Consider the following 12,817-nt stretch of genomic DNA (forward strand, 5'->3'; position numbering starts at 1 on the left):
AAAATTAAATTGTAGTAAAGACTTTCTCGTCAACTTCAATTGATTTAAGTACTCCATTGAATTCATCTGGATACTTCTTAATATCCTCAATTGCCTCATAGAGAATATCTTGATTGAGAACAATATTTGCTAATTTCTTTTGAGTGACCACTCCGGATTGTTCCTGTCCAAAGAGATCGCCCTCTCCTCGGATCTTTAAGTCTTCTTCAGCTATCTTAAAACCGTCGGTATACTTTTCAATGACTTGAAGTCTTTGCATGCTTTCAGGTGATACTTCACGATCTGTGACAAGAAAGCAGAATCCTGGTTTATCTCCACGTCCGACTCTTCCCCTCATTTGGTGTAGGCTACTTAATCCGAAACGTTCTGGACTTAAGATTGCCATAATCGTTGAGTTGATAATATTAATTCCAACCTCAATAACAGATGTCGCAATTAAAATATCAATTTCATGTTTTTTAAACTTTGTTATGGCCTCTTCTTTTTCATCAGGTGACATACGTCCATGTAGTGGAGTAATTCGAAAATCTGGAAAATATTTCTTATAAAGTTCAAAAGTATGTTCCAGGTTTCTTATATCTTCATTTTCTGATTCTTCGATGGCCGGAACAACAACATAGACTTGTTCTTTCATTTCAAGTCTCGTTTTTACAAAGCTTAAATAATTTTTGAGGTTTTCATTTGTAACGATTCTTGTTTTTTGACCTTTTCGACCTTTTGGCATGGTCTTAATGATTGAGATATCGAGGTCACCATATTTTGTGAGGCTCAATGATCTCGGGATAGGTGTTGCAGACATGATTATACAATGTGGATTTTCACCTTTTTTCATTAATTTAATACGTTGTTCAACACCGAATTTATGTTGTTCATCAATAATAGCTAATTCAAGATTCGCAAAGCTTACACTATCTTGAAAGAGAGAGTGTGTACCAATAACAATATCAATATCGCCATCTGCTAGTTTTTGATTGATAATTTTTTTCTTACTGGCCTTAGTGCTTCCAACTAATAACTCAACATTAAACTCACTGCCTAGGATTTCTTCTATTTCACGAAAGTGTTGAAGGGCAAGGGTTTCTGTAGGACACATTAATGCGACTTGACCACCTGACTTTAAGATTAAAAATGCACTTGCCACCGCTACGGTCGTCTTACCACAACCTACATCCCCTTGGATGAGTCTCATCGACGGCGTTGAATTTTTAAAGTCTACTATAATATCATTCAATGCTTTTGTTTGGTCTTCAGTAAACTGGTACGGATAAAGGCTTTTCGCCTTTTCAATATCGTCTTTTGAAATATCTATGTATTCACGACTTAGCTGATCTCTCTTATTTTTTCTTAATTTAATTTTCAATTGATCATAAATAAACTCTTCGTAGATGATAGATCTTTTTGCGCGATCAAATTCTTCTTGGCTCCACTCGTTTGGAGGAACTCTTCCATGAAGATATTTAAAAGCCTGGCTACGAGAGAGTAGTCCTTTTTTATCTCGAATTGAGCTTGGAATAATTTCTGGTATTTTATCCCAGAAACCTTTTGGTATTTTATCAAATACTTTTTGAATATGGTGTGACTTTATACTGTCAATTGTCGGATATGTAATTCTAAGACCAGTTTCGGAATCAGACTTTCCAATATCAAATATTTCAGGATTAACGATTTGTAAGCTTTCATTAAAAACTGAAACAACACCTAAGAATTCAAAATGTTTTAATGACTCGATTTTCTTTTGGATTGATTGATATGCATTAAACCATTTCAAGGTAATAAAGTTTTCACTGAGGTCATCTTTAACAGTTACAGTAATATTTAATAAAACAGCGCGACCTTTTCCACGTGCTTTAAAGTTTGGTCTGGCCTGTATTGAGACAACTTCACCACGACCTCGAAAGAAGTCACCGATATTGGCATATTGAAACTTAGCGAGGTCAGGTAATTTGACGATCCGCCTTGGCAGAAGCCAAAGCAAATCGTTTATTGTGGTAATATTTTTCTTATTAAGCGCTTCGAGTGTTTTAGTCGGCTTGCTATAGAGGTCGGCAATCTTCGTATAGAGTGAGTTATTACTTATACTCAATTGACTCCACCTCGTATTCGATATTTCCCTTTGGTGCACGAACTACGACTTCATCGCCTTCTTCTTTACCGATAAGGGCCTTACCAAGTGGACTGTTGTATGAGATTAGGCCTTTCTTCATATCTGATTCTGGCTCTCCAACAATTTTATAAGTAACAGTTTCATCAGTATCAATATTTAGGATTGTTACTGTCGCACCAAATACAATTTTATCTGAATTTACATTACTTGGATCAATCACTTCGCTACTTGCAAGGATCCCTTGAAGTTGAGAGATACGACCTTCAACAACACCCTGCTTTTCTTTTGCTGCATGATATTCTGCATTTTCTTTAAGGTCTCCAAGTTCACGAGCTTCTGCAATTGTTGTTTTTAGCTCTTCTCTTTCAACCTTAATAAGTTGATCAAGCTCTGCTTGAATTGCATCGTATCCTTGTTTAGTAATTGGTTGTTGATTGGCCATTAGTTAATCCTTTATTTAAATAATGCATTTGCAGCAGCAAGGAGATCATCTTTTCCATCTCCGTTATCGCTACCACCTTTTAAAATGAAGTAGTCACAGAAGTTTGCTTTTTCTTTTTCTACAATACGGTCTGCGCTTGATTCACGACATTCATTATATGCTGATTTGTCATAGAACTTGCACATTTTACAACAATGTAGGCTTGCATAGCAATACGGGCATTCTTCCTTAAGTGAGATTTTTTGTCCCGCTTCAAGTCCTGTTACTTTTTGACACGCGTAGCAAGTTACTTCATTACTATTAGTTAACATTTAAAAGCTCCAGCTTTTCTCTATATATACGTCAGGTGAATTGATTTGATCATCTGACTTTAAATAAATTTTAGGCTCTTGTCTTTTATTGTATTCGTCTATACTGCGATACAGAAGCTCTTCATTACCAGTTTGAATGGTCTTTGATAAGAGATAGTTTAACATAAGTATGACAGTTCCAGAAGCAATGAGACTACGCCTTGTGTTAGAACTTGGATTTGTTAAGAAAGCAGAAAGAATTAGTCCACTTCCAACAGTTCCCATAATCGCAGGGCGCCAAATATCCTCTTGTGCATCTTGATAGTCATTTAAGTAAGTTAGTGCAACTTTATCTTTTTCTAAGTGATATCTTAACCCTTCTCCTTTTAGAGAAGAACTTGGGTCAATAAGAATCTCTTGTTGATTAATTACTGCAATGCGAGAGCATGTCTCATCATTTGCTATTGAAGTCGTTGAAAAAAGTATAAATATAGTGAGTAGTATATGTTTCACGTAATATTTTTACCATTTTTCTGGCAATAGGGCTATGCACCTTTTGTCGTTAGCGTGATAAAATACTATAATTTTAAGAAAGGATATTGTGTGGGGCTAATTACAACTAGTTTTAAGATTACTAAAACCATTAGAAATATTTCTCGATTAAGGGAGATTGCAACAGTTTTTGCTAAGAATGGACTAGATGAATTTATTTCACAGAATGTTCTAAATATTATTCCAAATTTTGTTTTTCCTAAAAAAAGTGAAAAAGTAAGACAATTGCCAGAGCATGATAACTCTTGGGGCGATGTTATGGGATATCGTCTAAAGTTATGCTTTGAAGAGTTGGGACCTGCATTTGTTAAATTTGGACAACTATTAAGTACACGTGAAGATATATTTGATGAAGACTTTATCAAACATATGAAAAAGCTTCGCGATCAAGTTAAGCCGCTGCCTTTTTCAAGTGTAAAAAAAGAAGTTGAAGAGTCACTTGGAAAGAAAGTCGAAGAGATATTCAAGTCAATAGAAGATAAACCAATTGGTACGGCCTCTATTGGTCTCGTCTATAAAGCTGAGCTTTTAACAGGCGAAAAAGTTGTTTTAAAAGTTAAACGACCAAAAATTGATAGGCTAATCGAAACAGATCTTTCAATTCTTATTTTTCTGGCCAATCAAGCTGAAAGAGCAACAGATGAAATTAAGTTTCTGGGCTTCTCTAATGTCTTAGAAGATTTTTCATATTCATTACAAAGTGAATTAAATTTTAATGTTGAGGCCTTGAACTGTCAGAAGCTTAAGAAAGTTATTGCTAAATATGATGAGAAAGAAATTTTCTATCTTCCAAAAGTTTATAACGAGTACACATCTGAAGATCTTCTTGTAATGGAGCTGATAGAGGGGATATCTTTTAGTGATTCAGTTGAAATAAAGAAGCACATCTCTCGCTTAGAGCCAAAAATAGATGAAAGTTTAAGTATCTTTATGCGTTGTTTTCTTAACGAAGGATTCTTTCATGCTGATCTTCATGGTGGGAATTTCTTCTTTTTAGAAAATGATCAAATTGCACTGATTGATTTTGGACTAGTTGGTAGCTTATCAAAAACAGGCCGTCAGAACTTTATTGCAATTATTTATGCTATCTTAACGCAGAATTTTGAAAATCTCGTTTATGAGTTTTTAGATGTCGCTATTTATAATGATGTGCCAGATGTTGATAAATTAATTGTCGATATAAAGAATGCAATTGGTCCTCAGATTGGATTAACAATTCAGCAAACAAACTTTGCTCTTATCATTCGTTCCATAATTACAACTTTAAGAGAACATCATATCTTTTTACCAAGAGAGTGGTTTGTCGTCTTCCGAGCATTAATAACTTTAGATGGTGTAGGGAAGTCATTAGATCTTGATTTTGATATCTTTAATCTTTTAGAGGGAGATATTAATGAGATCATTCAAGAAAGCTTCTCAACAGAAAGTTTTGTTGAAGATGGGATGTGGATCGCAAAAGATCTTTTAGGAGCTTCGCGAGTGATACCACGTCACTTCAAATGGTTTTTAAAAGAGTTCTCTAAAAATAATTACGCAATTAAAGTTAGACATAAAGGAATTTGGAAACCAATTCTATCTGTTGCTAGTTCAGTACGCCTTTTGTCATTTTACATACTAGGTGGAATTCTCTTTTTTGCAGGTAAAAGTTTTGTGTCCCAACACTATTTAACAAATCGTGACCTCTTAGATTATCCAACGATTACGTTAGTTTTATGGGCCGCTTCATTATTTTCAATTGGCTACGGTTCACTAAGGCATCGATAATTGTTTAGATACTATCAGCACCAGTTATGTAAATAGAAGGTAATAGATGGCCAATCTCTTGAGCTTTTCCTGGTCCAAATAAGATTGTTAAGATTTCATTTTGATCAATTTGATAAGGTCTCGTTTCGATTTTAAGCTCATCTCTTTTTATCTCAATAGACCCTTTACTTAACTTGTGGATAAACTTTGAAAATATATCATCATTAATAATTTTACCCCAGGCGAGATGAATAAAGAAAGAATCTTCATCCAATGTGCTTGGATTAAGAAGTTGGAGAGGCTTAAATTTCTTTAATTCTTTTTGATTAGAAGAAAAAGAAACTTCATGAATTATTCCTTTTAAGTCCTGTCCTTTCTCAAAAAATAAATATTCATTATTATCTTTATTTCTAAATAGCTTCATTGAAGATATTTGCTTGATATCTCTCCAGTCATTAAGTGTTCTTTTTATTGATATCGTATTCTTATAAGACTGATTATATAATTCATTTAATTGACTTAGTTGAGAATCACTATAGTTTGCAATATTGTCTTTTTGATAACCTCTTTTGATAATCTCTTCTTCAGTAACAGTCTTTTCTCCTATTACAGAAGTGAGTCCGAATTGGCGAAAGCCTAGCTTTTGATAGAAGTCATTCTTATCAGACCAGAGAATAATCATTGAATACTTATCTTTATATAGCTTACATATATATTCATATAACTTCTTAAATTGCCCCTGACCTTGGAATTCCTTCTTTGTAAAGATTCCTCCAAGAAGAAGTACATTAATATTTGCATCATTATAATGTAGTGTTACGGGACGAACTCCAATATGAGCAATCAGCTCTCTATTATCATTTAGAAGTAAGTGGCAATTTTCAAGATTACTATCTTTTATAAGTTGATGAAAATCGATAGCGAAAGAATTCTCTTCATTATATTGAAAAGCATCTTCGATTTCATTTAGAACTTCGCTCTTGTACTGTGAATGTTTCTTTAAATTCGTGAAAATCATGTCTATTTATTTTACATTTTTTTTGAAGATTGATGTTGAGTGAAATACTCTGCTTTCCTCGAAGCCTATTAATACTGACTTCTTTGTCTAACTAGGCAAAAAAGTTCGTATAAGAATTAGACAATTTTTTTCTAAAGAGTTTCATATTTCTAGCGATAAGGAGTTGTAACAATTGTACAGCTGTATGGATTTCAGCTGACTGACAGGAAGGAATCTTGTCGGTACCCAGTCAAGGAGGATAGAATGGGACTACGAATTAACACGAACGTTGCATCTCTAAACGCACAGAGGAACCTACGTGGAACACGTCTTGGTATGCAACAATCTCTAGAAAAATTATCATCAGGTCAAAGAATCAACAGAGCAGGTGACGATGCCGCAGGTCTAGCGATTTCTGAAAACTTAAAGGCACAAATTAGAGGTCTTGGACAAGCAGAAAGAAACGCAGAAGATGGGATCTCTTTAGTTCAAATTGCTGAAGGGGCTTTAGGGGAAGTTTCAAACATCCTAATCCGTCTTAGAGAACTGTCTGTACAAGCCGCTTCGGATACTATCGGTTCAACAGAAAGAAAGTTTCTTAACGTTGAATTTGAGCAACTTACATCAGAAATTGATCGTATTGCTAACTCAACAGAATTCAATAGAGTACCACTACTAAATGGTACAGGTGCAGTTTTTGATATTCAGATCGGGACGCGTAATGACCCTATATCTGACCGTCTAACATTCGATGCTTCATCAGCAGATGTTAACGTCGCTGCCCTAGGTCTTAACCTTGCATCAGTTGCTGATAAGATTTCTGCACAGAACTCTCTATCATCAATCGATCAAGCAATTATTTCAGTTTCTGGTATTAGAGCAGACTTTGGTGCCCTTCAAAACAGACTTCAATCAACGGTAAACAATATCGCAACGTCGATTGAAAACTTAAGTGCAGCAAACTCTCGTGTAAGAGACACAGATGTCGCAGCAGAAACTGCAAACTTAACGAAACAAAATATTTTAATGACTGCCGGTACTTCGGTTCTTGCGCAAGCGAACACAAGTACAAATAGTGCACTAAGCTTAATCCAGGCAGCATCTCAAGGGTAATAAACCCTGAGATCGCCGGATGGCAAAGTGATTTAAAACTAATTTAAACGGAGTCAATATGCAAACTACTGGATAGCTAAGTAAAAGCAATGACAGACTGCAACCTTGATTTGCTTGTTAATACAATACAAGAGGAATGATTGGTTTATCCGTAGAAGCATTATTTAATTATTAACGAATTTATTGAGCTGGACGCTCAATTATCAAACAGGAGGTTTATATGATGATTGAAGGAGACTAATCATGGGAATCAGAATTAATACAAATGTGGCATCAATCGCAGCACAAAGAGCAATGTCACTTACAAATAAAAGAGTTGGAGATAACTTAAGAAAACTATCATCAGGTGAACGTATTACGAGGGCCGGTGATGACGCCGCTGGACTGGCAATTAGTGAAAACTTAAAAGCACAGATCAGAGGTATGAGGCAAGCAAAGAGAAACGCAAACGATGCTATCTCTCTTGTCCAAGTAGCAGAAGGTGGATTAAATGAAGTATCAAATATTATCATTCGTCTTAGAGAGCTTGCAGTGCAGACTTCCTCTGACACGATCGGTGATACTGAACGATCATTTTCAGACATCGAATTCCAACAGCTTAAAGAAGAGATCGACAGAATTGCTAAGTCGACTAACTTTAACGGAGTTCAGCTACTGGATGGAACAGGTGGTAGACTTGAGTTTCAAGTCGGGATTCACAATGATCCAACGCTCGATCGACTCACGTACGACGCAGCAGGATCAGACGCAACAATTACCGCTCTTGGGCTTGCCGCTGACAGTATCGCAACTAAAGAAGGATCTCAATCCGTTCTTAAGAAACTTGATGATGCGTTGGTTGAAATCAACGGACAGCGTGCAAATATGGGTGCGCTCCAAAACCGACTTTCGTCAACTGTTAACAACTTGGGAATTAGCGATGAGAACCTAAGTGCAGCTAAATCGCGAATAAGAGATGTGGACGTGGCCAAGGAAACAGCAGATATGGCCAAAAATAACATTCTTATTCAGGCGGGAGCCTCTGTTCTTGGACAGGCAAACCAAGTGCCAAATGTGGCATTAAAACTAATTGGATAAATCAATCATATAGGCGACTATGGTCCTGAATAGGACATAGTTGCCTCCTCTTATTTCTACTTATCAATTTTTTCATCTTACCCTTATAATAAAGACTATGAGTGAACTTAAACCTAAGACTATTCTAATCTTTGGGATCTCTTCTTTTGTAGGATCATCTTTAGCGGAATTCTTTAAAAGAGACTACAAGGTCGTGGGGACATATTGTCAAAACCCCGTATCAATCAGGGGAATTACGACTTTGCCTTGTGATGTTTTAAATAAGCAAGAAGTTCAACTTGTCCTTTATACTTTTAAGCCAGATATCACTATATATGCGGTAGGGAAGTCGTCAATTGTAGATTGCGCACTTTCTGAAAGAAGTGCCGACGCATTGAATACGAGTGGTCTATTTAACGTTTCAGATTCTTGTCAGCGATATAAGTCTCAAGTTGTTTATCTTTCTTCCAATTTTGTTTTCTCTGGTGAGTCTGATGAATATATGGAACTTGATATTCCTGATGCGACAACTACATATGGAAAGACTCAAGCAGCTGCTGAGTTTTATATTCAAAAATCATCTTTAAACTATTTAATCTTTCGCGTGTGTCGACTATACGGTCGTGGTGGCGTGCACACTCGAAGAAATCTCTTTGAAAAGATACAGTATAAGCTTCATTTGAGAGAGGAGTTTGAGCTCGATGATTATGTTAAGACAGGCTTTCTCGATGTGGACTACTTAGGGATGGTTATAAAAATCTGTATTGAAAGAAAGCTTAAAAATAGATTATTGCAAATAAGCTCATCTGACTTTATGTCGACCTATGCATTTGGAAAGCTATATTGTGAAAAGTTTCACGAACCTGCAAAGTTAATTAGCTCAGGAAAATGGCCTTATCCGATTATGAGCAGTGCTAAAGTTGGAGATAATCATAGTGGTTATCTAAACTTTAATATGAATATTGCCAATGCCGAAGGCTATCTTCACTTAAGACTTCCAACCGTCGAAGAATCACTCGAGTATTCTGCGCAAAAAATGCGAACTCTTGCTGATAACAAAGAAGCATCAGAGTCTAAGGATTCAATCAACTATATTTAAGTCTATCTTGCAGATAATTTTATGAATTCACTAAGGTAGTGCTTCACTAATGCATCACAATTAACTTCTTCATTCTCAAATCGCCACGTAATTTGATTAAAAGGACCAATATGAGCGCGAATTTCGTGAAGATTTCCTGCTCCGTGGTTTTGCGATTCACTCATTCTGGCACTAAAGATGTCTTTTCCATTTGCTAAGAACCCAATTGAAATTAAATCATCAGACTTTCTAGCAAAAATAAGACGTAGTGAGTTGCGATAGATCATGAAGTCATTAATCGTATTAGCAATCTTAAAGATTTTAATCGTATTAGTGTCACCACGATATTCATTGAATTTATGGACATAGATCTCAAAGAGATCTCTTAATTTATTCATAAAATTAACAGATGACTCTTCTAGCTGAAAAGCTGGGTTTAAATGATCATTGAAACTTACGACACCGCTCTCATCCATATTGATCTCTTCAAGAGCGAGATTTTCGATCCATTTCGTTGATACTTCCGTGTTTCTTTCGAATTTTGTAATATCCATAACTTAAATTCTACTAGATATTGGCGATTTGAAAAGATTTTTTTGAAATGCGTAATAATAAAGGGCATTTTGGAGATGTGAATGAGCTAGATGAGCGATTTGAAAGTTTCCGCCCGTCATGTGACAGGTGGATGCAGTGATAATCACTTTAGGCTTCCCACTGATTCATGGGCCTGCTCACCGTAACCAGTGACCGCTTCCTTTCTAAGCTTTGTAGGGCGAAACAACTTTATAGATGCCCATCTAGCTCACCCATAAATTATACCCGAAATTTGTAAACGGCAACAGAAATAGGCACATTTAAATCACCTTGACGAACGTATTTTCAGTCATTTATGAACATAAACCTAAAATATTAGGCCCTGTGAACGCGAGGTGTTAAAATAAACTTAAGAAAAGTTAAAGCTCTGGGCCATTTCAGCCGAAAAGTTGAGATAGTTACTGAGTTTTGTCCCCACGTTTGGGGTTAATTGAAAGGAGTGCAACAATGAAAACCTTACTAGCGTTTCTTAAAGACGAAGAAGGTCAAACATCAACAGAGTATATCTTACTTGTTGCTGTTGCTGCGATGTTAGTTATGAAGTTTAGAGAGAAAGCTTCTCAAGGGATTGAACAGCTTACAGATGGTGTATTTGGTAATACATCTAATCTACTGCAAGATCTCCAAGGCGGTAATTAATATATTTCCCCGCTCCCCAGTTTCTTCTAGGGAGCGGAGGAAAATCTTTCTCACCAACTTCAAAGTCGTACTTAATGTAAAATATTAAGTATGTTACGTCAGTCACAAAGCGGTCAGGCTTTAATCGAGTATATATTTATCTTAGCTTTCTTTGCGGGAATTTCTATTGCTATGGCAAGAGGGATTGGTACGTATACTACTGGCTTCTTTAAAAGTTTTGCATTTCATTTATCGCAAGAACTCTCTACTGGAGCATGCCCAAGAGGTTGCTGGCATTCACCTTTTGTAAATGGAAATGAGTAATTCGATATGCCAGTTAGTGTTTTTATTTTTCTTCTCGTTCAATTAATTTATATTTCTTATATTGATATTCAATCAAGAAAAATAGCCAATGCATGGTCAATTGGAAATATCTTTCTCTTTATTGTGTTGTTATTCTTCTTTCCAAATTCTTATAACCTAAGTGTTCAAACTTTTCTTTTTCCATTGGGGATATTTTGTGCCGGTTTTCTTCTTTTTATTTTAAAGATAATGGGAGGGGGAGACTCGAAATATCTAGCAAGTTTGTTTCTTATTATTCCAGTTGAAATTCAAGAACAAGCATTCATCTCTTTGGCCGTTGTTACAGTGATTGTGGGGCTATCCGTATTTATTACTAATATACTCAAGAATTGGGATTTTATAGTAAAGGCTTTCAAAGAAGGTAACCTGTTTCAGATAAAACGTATATTTGGGAAGAAATTTGCATTTGCTCCTGTTATACTAGTTTCATGGATTTTTCTAGGATGGAAAATAAAAGAACTCATTTACTTCTAAATAAGAAGGGGCAATCAACAGTAGAGTATATTCTGCTCTTTGTTGTCGTCACGACTTTTGCCATGACTATATTTAAAAGCGATGCCTTTCAGGACATGATTGGTGAAGGTATGTTTGGGACACTTGCAAGATCAATGGAGTACTCTGCTCGTTATGGAACGAAGGGAACTGTAGATGGTTATGGAAGCAATTATTCAAATCCAAGACACCCATTATATTATAATGAAGCAAAAGGGCAGACGCATTTCTTCTCACCAAGAGAGCCTTATAATGAATAAGTTATCAAAGAATAATAAAGGTCAGTCGACGATTGAATTCTTATCGACATTCACTTTTGTGATCGCCTTCTTCTTTGTGTTTGCTAAAATTGGCCTAAACTTTACGCATTCTTATTTACTACAATATGCAAATTTTATGGCCTCTCGTGCATACCTTGTTGCAGATAATAAGATACCTGGTGATAGCTTAGCACGCTCAAAGGCAAACCAGGTTTTTCAATCTTATAATGTTGTTAATTGTGGTCCTGAATGTGCTTTAAAGTTCAACTCTAAACAAACAACGGACTGGTTTTTAACAGGAACTTACCTCGATTATAAAACAAAGTTTTCTCTAATGAAGGTTTTAACAGGTGATATCGATATGAGCTTTCGTATTGAATCATTTTTGGGAAAAGAGCCCACGATTAGAGAATGCCTAGTTCGTGTTTGTCAGTCGTTTTCAGAAATTACGACAGCAAGTGGCGCTGGAAATTGTTCGAGTACACTGACAACAATTTACGATAATGGATGTTAATTGAAGAAGAATCGCTACAAAGACATATTCAACAATGAAGAAGGTCAGGCATTATTTGAGGCCATGATATTTATTCCTATTCTTCTCTACTTAGTTGTAATGATGATCACAATCGGTAACTCCATTAACACTGCAATAAATCACAATAAAGCAGCTCGTACCTATACTTTCTATATTATGCGAGGAAACTCTGATGCAGCCGGAAAATTCGATATTAATCGACTAAATGGAACATTAAGTGAACTTGGTAATTTTATGATTGGTTGGAGTGATGAAATGGGTGGCGCTGGTGGAGAAAGTCCGATAGCTCCTACTTTTCAAATCCCAACACTGCCATGGGCCCCAGCAGCTGAGGAAAATTGTCAAGATAGAGGGGATCCAGAGGATACGACATGTATAAAAGTGTTCACTTTATTTGGTGTTTGCGGAGAAACATTTAATAAAACAGGTGATGCTTTATTTAGAAATACAGATCCTGGTATTGCCACACTAAATTCGTCGTGTAATTTCAAGTAGAATTACCTCACTTCAAGTAGCCAAAAATGCCTCTTGGCCACCAACTCCTTGTTTTTTGATAAAATATTAACTGATTACTTAACTA

The 12,817-nt window shown here is 35.9% G+C and carries 16 protein-coding genes and 1 other RNA gene; 10 read left to right on the plus strand and 7 right to left on the minus strand.

Translation table 11 applies throughout. The features are described from left to right. Nucleotides 1-4: 4 nt before the first annotated feature. The 4 genes from ACN5L8_RS13205 to ACN5L8_RS13220 are packed head-to-tail and all read right to left on the minus strand — an operon-like array spanning nucleotide 5 to nucleotide 3,349. Entirely contained in the window at nucleotides 5-2,083 is a 2,079-nt protein-coding gene (locus tag ACN5L8_RS13205; protein WP_419173259.1) for an ATP-dependent DNA helicase RecG, read from the minus strand. Continuing rightward, complete coding sequence (greA, locus tag ACN5L8_RS13210; protein WP_120404057.1) at nucleotides 2,070-2,546, minus strand: transcription elongation factor GreA; 477 nt, start codon at nucleotides 2,544-2,546, stop codon at nucleotides 2,070-2,072. Before greA ends, ACN5L8_RS13205 begins: the two co-directional genes overlap by 14 nt. An 11-nt stretch (nucleotides 2,547-2,557) precedes the next feature. Continuing rightward, nucleotides 2,558-2,857, minus strand: a complete 300-nt coding sequence (locus tag ACN5L8_RS13215; protein WP_199506615.1) for a hypothetical protein — start codon at nucleotides 2,855-2,857, stop codon at nucleotides 2,558-2,560. Then, nucleotides 2,858-3,349, minus strand: a complete 492-nt coding sequence (locus ACN5L8_RS13220) for a hypothetical protein (protein ID WP_114706165.1) — start codon at nucleotides 3,347-3,349, stop codon at nucleotides 2,858-2,860. Nucleotides 3,350-3,439: 90 nt separating this feature from the next. Between ACN5L8_RS13220 and ACN5L8_RS13225 the strand changes: the two genes are divergently transcribed. After that, nucleotides 3,440-5,152 (plus strand): ABC1 kinase family protein, encoded by a 1,713-nt coding sequence (locus ACN5L8_RS13225; RefSeq protein ID WP_334677720.1) that lies wholly within the window; start codon nucleotides 3,440-3,442, stop codon nucleotides 5,150-5,152. A 4-nt stretch (nucleotides 5,153-5,156) separates the two neighbouring features. On the opposite strand, the gene ACN5L8_RS13230 is transcribed toward ACN5L8_RS13225, so the two are convergent. After that, nucleotides 5,157-6,149 carry a GNAT family N-acetyltransferase gene (locus ACN5L8_RS13230; RefSeq protein ID WP_419173260.1) on the minus strand — a complete coding sequence of 331 codons (993 nt, stop codon included), beginning with the start codon at nucleotides 6,147-6,149 and terminating at the stop codon, nucleotides 5,157-5,159. A 243-nt stretch (nucleotides 6,150-6,392) separates the two neighbouring features. On the opposite strand from ACN5L8_RS13230, the gene ACN5L8_RS13235 reads away from it, so the two are divergent. The 3 genes from ACN5L8_RS13235 (at nucleotide 6,393) to ACN5L8_RS13245 (ending at nucleotide 9,396) form a co-directional block, all read left to right on the plus strand. Further along, a complete protein-coding gene (locus ACN5L8_RS13235) occupies nucleotides 6,393-7,241 on the plus strand; it encodes a flagellin (RefSeq protein WP_114706168.1) in 849 nt (282 codons plus the stop codon). A 243-nt stretch (nucleotides 7,242-7,484) separates the two neighbouring features. After that, nucleotides 7,485-8,318 carry a flagellin gene (locus ACN5L8_RS13240; RefSeq protein WP_114706169.1) on the plus strand — a complete coding sequence of 278 codons (834 nt, stop codon included), beginning with the start codon at nucleotides 7,485-7,487 and terminating at the stop codon, nucleotides 8,316-8,318. 97 nt (nucleotides 8,319-8,415) lie between these two features. Continuing rightward, nucleotides 8,416-9,396 carry a sugar nucleotide-binding protein gene (locus ACN5L8_RS13245; protein ID WP_133296891.1) on the plus strand — a complete coding sequence of 327 codons (981 nt, stop codon included), beginning with the start codon at nucleotides 8,416-8,418 and terminating at the stop codon, nucleotides 9,394-9,396. A gap of 2 nt (nucleotides 9,397-9,398) precedes the next feature. On the opposite strand, the gene ACN5L8_RS13250 is transcribed toward ACN5L8_RS13245, so the two are convergent. Together ACN5L8_RS13250 and ssrS are read right to left on the minus strand one after the other, a co-directional pair. After that, entirely contained in the window at nucleotides 9,399-9,929 is a 531-nt protein-coding gene (locus ACN5L8_RS13250) for a hypothetical protein (protein ID WP_114706171.1), read from the minus strand. Nucleotides 9,930-10,008: 79 nt separating this feature from the next. Continuing rightward, nucleotides 10,009-10,182: non-coding RNA, 6S RNA (gene ssrS / locus ACN5L8_RS13255), on the minus strand. A gap of 234 nt (nucleotides 10,183-10,416) precedes the next feature. Between ssrS and ACN5L8_RS13260 the strand changes: the two genes are divergently transcribed. The 6 genes from ACN5L8_RS13260 (at nucleotide 10,417) to ACN5L8_RS13285 (ending at nucleotide 12,732) form a co-directional block, all read left to right on the plus strand. Beyond that, entirely contained in the window at nucleotides 10,417-10,608 is a 192-nt protein-coding gene (locus ACN5L8_RS13260) for a Flp family type IVb pilin (protein WP_114706172.1), read from the plus strand. Between the two features lie 90 nt (nucleotides 10,609-10,698). Beyond that, nucleotides 10,699-10,911 (plus strand): Flp family type IVb pilin, encoded by a 213-nt coding sequence (locus tag ACN5L8_RS13265; protein WP_114706173.1) that lies wholly within the window; start codon nucleotides 10,699-10,701, stop codon nucleotides 10,909-10,911. A gap of 6 nt (nucleotides 10,912-10,917) precedes the next feature. Further along, on the plus strand, nucleotides 10,918-11,424 hold the full coding sequence (locus ACN5L8_RS13270; protein ID WP_114706174.1) for a prepilin peptidase: 507 nt from the start codon (nucleotides 10,918-10,920) through the stop codon (nucleotides 11,422-11,424). Continuing rightward, entirely contained in the window at nucleotides 11,394-11,702 is a 309-nt protein-coding gene (locus ACN5L8_RS13275) for a hypothetical protein (protein ID WP_114706175.1), read from the plus strand. Before ACN5L8_RS13270 ends, ACN5L8_RS13275 begins: the two co-directional genes overlap by 31 nt. Continuing rightward, nucleotides 11,695-12,216 (plus strand): hypothetical protein, encoded by a 522-nt coding sequence (locus ACN5L8_RS13280; protein ID WP_419173261.1) that lies wholly within the window; start codon nucleotides 11,695-11,697, stop codon nucleotides 12,214-12,216. The genes ACN5L8_RS13275 and ACN5L8_RS13280 overlap by 8 nt, the downstream gene beginning before the upstream one ends. Then, nucleotides 12,217-12,732, plus strand: a complete 516-nt coding sequence (locus ACN5L8_RS13285) for a hypothetical protein (RefSeq protein WP_419173262.1) — start codon at nucleotides 12,217-12,219, stop codon at nucleotides 12,730-12,732. Nucleotides 12,733-12,817 lie beyond the last annotated feature (85 nt).

This window comes from Halobacteriovorax sp. (assembly GCF_048381875.1).
GTDB lineage: Bacteria > Bdellovibrionota > Bacteriovoracia > Bacteriovoracales > Bacteriovoracaceae > Halobacteriovorax_A > Halobacteriovorax_A vibrionivorans.